The sequence below is a fragment of the Ideonella sp. P3_A4 genome (assembly GCF_056403075.1).
The window spans coordinates 1-2,499 of the sequence record NZ_JBFUGE010000778.1; the positions used below are offsets into that span (position 1 = coordinate 1).

Below are 2,499 nucleotides of genomic sequence, written 5' to 3' on the forward strand. Positions count from 1 at the left end.
GCGCTGCCTGGCTCGCCGGCGATCGGCTTGGCCATGAAGGTCGCGTACATGTCGTGCCGCAATGCGGCCTCGCGCACCGTGCGCTTGAAGAAGAACACCTCGTCGGCCAGGCCCAGCGGATGGGCATGGAAGAAGTTGATCTCCATCTGGCCGGCACCGATCTCGTGGATCAGCGTGTCGACGTTCAGCTCCATCTTCTCGCAGTAGTCGTAGACGTCTTCGAACAGCGGGTCGAACTCGTTGACCGCGTCGATCGAATAGGCCTGGCGCGAGGTTTCGCTGCGGCCGCTGCGGCCGACCGGCGGCTTCAGCGGCATGTCGGGGTCGGTATTGCGGGCCACGAGGTAGAACTCGAGCTCCGGGGCCACCACGGGATCCCAGCCCTCGGCGGCGAACAGGTCGCAGACCCGGCGCAGCACCGAACGCGGGGCGAACGGCACCAGGTTGCCGTCACGGTCGTAGCAGTCGTGGATGACCTGCGCCGTCGGGTCAGTGGCCCAGGGCACGATGCGCACGGTGGCCGGGTCGGGCCGCAGGTGCATGTCGCGATCGGTCGGGTTGATGACGTCGTAGTACGGGCCTTCGTCGGGGAACTCGCCCGTCACGCCCATGCCGACAATGGCTTCGGGCAGCCGCATGCCGCGGTCTTCGGTGAATTTCTGGCGCGGCAGGATCTTGCCGCGGGCGACACCGGTGAGGTCGGGCACGAGGCACTCGATCTCGGTGACGCGGTTCTGGTTGAGCCACTGTTCGAGCTCGGCGAAATTGAAATGTTCTTTGCTGGCCATGTGAGGCACCTGCTGTTGTGTATCTGCGCGCGGGTGAGCCCCCGGCTTCAAACCGAGGCGCGGGCCGCGCGGGCCCCGCGATAGGGTGGCGTCAGGTGGGCCCGGTCACGGGTGAGGGCCTCGCCGTCCTTCGCGGTAGCGTCGGCAGGCTTCGCCGAAAGCGGTGAGCATCTTCATCGACACCGGGTTGTCGGCGGCCAGCCACTCGGGGTGCCATTGCACGCACAGCGAGAAGCCGGCCGAGTCGGCCACGGAAAAAGCTTCGACCACGCCGTCGGGCGCGCGGGCCTCGACCCGCAGGCCATCGGCCAAGCGCTTGACCGCCTGACCGTGCACCGAGTTGACCTCGAAGCGGGRCTGGCCGACGACCTGGGCGAGCACGCCGCCTTCGGCCACGAGCACGTCGTGCGCCGGGGCGTAGATCTCGACCGCCGGCGCACCATCGGCGCCGCGGTGGTCTTCGTGACCCTCGTGCTCATGAACCGCCTGGTACAGCGAGCCGCCGAGCGCCACGTTGGCCTCTTGCGTGCCGCGGCAGATGGTGAACAGCGGGATGCCGCGGTCGACCACGCGGCGGATCAACGGCAGCGTCCAGCTGTCGCGCAGCGGGTCCAGCGGCAGCGAAGGGTCGTGCACGTCTTCGCCGAAGTGGCTGGGGTGCACGTTCGACGGCGAGCCGGTCAGCAGCACGCCGTCGGCCAGGTCGAGCAGCGCGTCGAGCTCGGCATCATCGGCCGAGGGCACGACCAGCGGCTGGCCGCCGGCCAGGCGCACGGCGTCGATGTACTTCTTGCCGGCAATGTGGAACGGGTGTTCGCCTAGCATGCGGTTGCAGGCGGGCACGAGCACGATGGGCTTGGCCGCCGCGCGCTGTGGCAAATCCTGGTCGAGGGTGGTGGGCTGGGTCATATCGTTCACTCAAATTCTCCGCGCCGCTCAAGCGGCACGCGCGTCGCAGTAGGCCAACCGAACCAAGCGGCCACCGCGGAGCCGGCTCTGCCGGGCCGCTGGTGGCGCCCCCTTGAGGGGGAGGCGCCGAAGGCGCTTCGGGGGTGGGTCATCATCCGAGCAAGTCTCTCAGGCGGTACCAGGCCATGCCCAGCACCAGCGCCGGGGTGCGCAGCCAACGGCCACCCGGGAAGGCATGGTGCTTCAGGCGTGCAAAAACGTCAAAGCGCGAGGCGTCGCCATTCATCGCCTCCGCCACCAGCTTGCCGGCCAGGCCAGTCAATGCCAGGCCGTGGCCAGAGAAGCCTTGCAGATAGTAAAGATTCGGGCCCAGGCGGCCAAAGTCGGGCGCTCGGTTCATCGTGATGTCGACGAAGCCGCCCCAGGCGTACTGGATTTTCGTGCCGGCCAGCTGGGGGAAGGTGCCGACCATGCGCTGGCGCATGCTTTCGGCCAGGTTGCGCKGCGTCATCGTGCTGTAGCTCACCCGGCCGCCATACAGCATGCGGTTGTCGTTGGTCGGGCGGAAGTAGTCGAGCACGAAATTGGTGTCGCAGACAGCCGAGCGGCTGGGCACCAGCGAGTTTGCCAGCGCCGCGGGGATAGGCTCGGAGCAGACGATGTAGGTGCCGACCGGCATGATCCGCTCTTCGAGCTGCGGCGCCATCCCTTGAAGATAGACGTTGCCTGCCAGCAGCGCCTGCTTGGCGCGCACCTCGCCCTGGGCGGTGGCCACGCGCACGCCGCCGGTGACCTGCTCGAC

The 2,499-nt window shown here is 68.1% G+C and carries 3 protein-coding genes; all 3 read right to left on the bottom strand.

Annotation, left to right across the window (positions count from 1 at the left end; translation table 11 throughout):
• Nucleotides 1-788: type I glutamate--ammonia ligase (locus tag AC1DYI_RS32555; protein ID WP_477208251.1), on the bottom strand; the 788-nt coding region annotated here is incomplete at its 3' end.
• Nucleotides 789-893: 105 nt separating this feature from the next.
• Nucleotides 894-1,697, bottom strand: coding sequence for a gamma-glutamyl-gamma-aminobutyrate hydrolase family protein (locus AC1DYI_RS32560; protein ID WP_477208252.1), 804 nt, complete (start codon nucleotides 1,695-1,697; stop codon nucleotides 894-896).
• A 151-nt stretch (nucleotides 1,698-1,848) separates the two neighbouring features.
• On the bottom strand, nucleotides 1,849-2,499 hold a 651-nt coding region (locus AC1DYI_RS32565; RefSeq protein ID WP_477208253.1), incomplete at its 5' end, for an NAD(P)/FAD-dependent oxidoreductase.